Source organism: Bacteroidota bacterium, assembly GCA_034723125.1.
Classification (GTDB): Bacteria; Bacteroidota; Bacteroidia; order CAILMK01; family JAAYUY01; genus JAYEOP01.
Genome location: JAYEOP010000341.1, coordinates 1 through 2536, shown reverse-complemented (window position 1 = coordinate 2536; position 2536 = coordinate 1). Strand labels below are relative to the sequence as shown.

The following is a 2536-nucleotide window of genomic DNA, read 5'->3' as shown; positions in this document are numbered from 1 at the left end:
CCGACCTTTACGAGAGTAACAAAAAAATAATGCGTTAGCTGGCTGATGGTTTCATTCTCAAAAGAGAAGACAGAACACAAAAAGATATTCATATTGAACTGATTGATTATTCAGGACTTCCACCACAAACACAAAGTCGTGATTTAGATAATGTTGTTGCTGAACCAAAAGTAAAATACGGCAAAGACCATAATATCTACAAGTTTGTTAATCAGCTCGAAATTGTAGGAACAGAAAAACGAATACCTGATGGCATAATCTACATAAATGGTTTACCTATTGTAGTATTTGAATTCAAAGCAACAATTCGATTGAAACTGAAAGGATAATGATTTATTGATAGCTTTCGTAACAATTTGTTATCAAATAAATAATTATTACATTTGCAAATAAATTTAAGATATATTCAAAATTTAATAGAACATGAATCAAGTAAAACAACAGAAATTTATACACATGTAGCAAATAAAAAACTTGAATTAATTAAAAATCCATTAGATGAGATTTACGAGAACTCATCCTAACAGTGGTGCTTTACACGCCATATCGGAATGTAAAAAAACACCTTTTTCAAAAAATATTGGAGAAATATAAACCATTAACTATATTACTACGTTAGGCATTATATTTAAAAACACAAATATTAAAATGACTGAATTAGAAGAGTTTGAAAAACAAATATACAAACTAACATTAAATGATTGGAAAGAACTGTTTGTATTAATTCCTGTTATTGAATCAAGTAAAGAGTTTATTAGAAGTGGTGGTATAATAGAAGATGAAAATGACCCTGACAATTTTAAAATAACACCAATAATTGAGTCCAAAATAGTGTTAGACTTCGAGAAGATAATGTACAAACTTAAATTAGTTATTCCTTTCAATTGGACAGAATGGGATGAAGGCAGAGAGATTGTTAATAAAGGAAATTATACCAATTTAGACACTATAACACTTTTAAAAATCCTAACAGCATTTATAAGAAATAATAGATTCTGTGATGGTGCATTGGCAGGAAGATTTAAAGATAGATCAATAGAAATAATACTAAACGAGATAAAGAAAAATATTGAACAATAAGCGATGTAACTAAAAGAATATATATGTTAACAAAAATATTTAAAATAATATCATTTTATGATAAAGTTCGTTGGGACTTGATTTCAAATTACAATCTCATAAATTTTTACAAAAATGATCTTGATGATGACACAAAATTACTTACTCATTGGCTTTGTTACATCTCTGATAGACAGATGGCATTTGAACGGATTTGGGATATTGGCGGATTTGTTTTTTCGGAATTAACTAATAATTTCAAAGAACATGGGGATTTGAAATTATTAAACCCAAACCATTCAGATAGTTTTATAAAAAAGGATAAAAACAATGGGTATGCCTTTATAAGTACTTCAAAAATAGGTGGTAATTCAATTTTAAAAAAATCATATGGATACAATGAAACTGACATTGTAAAATTTACACCAAGATATTATCCATCTGATTATTATTCTATTCTTTTTACTTTTGATATTTTAAGTGAATACAATTATTCATTAACAAAGTACATTGCAGACCAAATAAACAAATACAAAGAAAAAGACGATTTAATTAAACGGATATTATTTTCTCTTTATCTTTTAACATATTACGAAATTGGGCAACCAAGGAAAACAGATATTACAGACTTTAACGGAAATATTGAGAAAGCAAAAATTAGGACTAAAAAAGTCAAAGCAATATTAACAGATAGTTTTGAAAGAGAATTTAAGAATTTTAAAAAAGACAAAAATTTCAATCAAAAAAGGGCTTGGTGTAGTTTAAGGGATTTTTTTAAATCCCCAGAATTTAATGTGTATTTCAAGAACTCATTAGAATGTGAAAATGTTAATATATCTCGATTATTTACATTAAAATCTTTTCAACAATTTGAATTACCAGGTGATGTATGGAATAACAACTCAAAATTCAGAAATTGCATTCTTGAAAATACTGAATATGAAAACTCAAAAAAGAGTTTAAATAAAATTCTCAGAGAATATTTTGAGAAACACAAGGATGATTTAGGCAATTCTTACCCAGAACAATTTGATATAACATTTGATTTTGTACCAAGAATGTGTGAAAACAATAATTGTGATATTTGTCCAATTGGATTAGTGAAAGGATACGAGAAATCAAACTTTAAGAAAATCTGTGTTATTGATACGAAATATTATTGTCCAGTAGCATTAACGAACTGTAATTATAAAATTGATTGTTTTGGTAAAAAATGTGAATTATTAAAATATACAATGCCTAATCGAGTAGGCGGCTGACGGAGTAATCTCCGCCAGTATTCCTTCGTTAAAACTACGGCTAACAAAGTGAACCTCTCACATTTATCTGCTATACTAAAATGCAAACATAACCACCAAGCCCTTCAACTTCGTTCAGGATAAACCAAGCGGGTCTTACCGAAAGTATTCAACGATTTTATTAGGTATAATAATATTACAAATATAACATTTTCCAATCACTCATTAGTTTAAAGCGA

The 2536-nt window shown here is 27.8% G+C and carries 3 protein-coding genes; all 3 read left to right on the top strand.

Going from position 1 to position 2536, the window contains the following annotated elements; all coding sequences use genetic code 11:
* Window positions 1-38: 38 nt before the first annotated feature.
* The gene (locus U9R42_09400; protein ID MEA3496236.1) at window positions 39-329 is read left to right on the top strand and encodes a type I restriction endonuclease; all 291 of its coding nucleotides are present in this window, start codon (window positions 39-41) and stop codon (window positions 327-329) included.
* Between the two features lie 319 nt (window positions 330-648).
* Complete coding sequence (locus tag U9R42_09395) at window positions 649-1080, top strand: DUF6508 domain-containing protein (protein MEA3496235.1); 432 nt, start codon at window positions 649-651, stop codon at window positions 1078-1080.
* Window positions 1081-1103: 23 nt separating this feature from the next.
* Window positions 1104-2318 (top strand): hypothetical protein, encoded by a 1215-nt coding sequence (locus U9R42_09390; protein ID MEA3496234.1) that lies wholly within the window; start codon window positions 1104-1106, stop codon window positions 2316-2318.
* Window positions 2319-2536 lie beyond the last annotated feature (218 nt).

Excerpts from the sequence above, each read along its gene's own strand:
- U9R42_09390 (MEA3496234.1), top strand. The coding sequence starts at position 1,104 with ATGTTAACAAAAATATTTAAAATAATATCATTTTATGATAAAGTTCGT.
- U9R42_09395 (MEA3496235.1), top strand. The coding sequence starts at position 649 with ATGACTGAATTAGAAGAGTTTGAAAAACAAATATACAAACTAACATTA.